The organism is Alteromonas sp. ALT199 (genome assembly GCF_018619335.1).
In the GTDB taxonomy this organism is placed as follows: domain Bacteria; phylum Pseudomonadota; class Gammaproteobacteria; order Enterobacterales; family Alteromonadaceae; genus Alteromonas.
Window position 1 is genome coordinate 1 of the sequence record NZ_JAHHDX010000076.1, and the last position, 281, is coordinate 281.

Here is a 281-nt window from a genome sequence, read left to right on the forward strand (position 1 = left end):
GATAAAAAATAATTGTAAAAAATTTAATTTTTTTGAAATAACCTTTAAGCACACAAGGTCTTTTAAAGTACACGTGCTTACTGTACGTCAAACATGACTAATATTATTGAGGGTAGATCAATGAAACAAATTAAAAAATCAGCAGTAGCGACAGCTTTAGGTGCAGTTGTAATTGGCTCTTTGGCGTCAACGGTTGCAGTAGCAGACGTTAATCCATTTGGTATGCAAGCACTAGAATCTGGTTACAGCCAATTTGCAGCGGAAGGTAAGTGCGGCGAAGG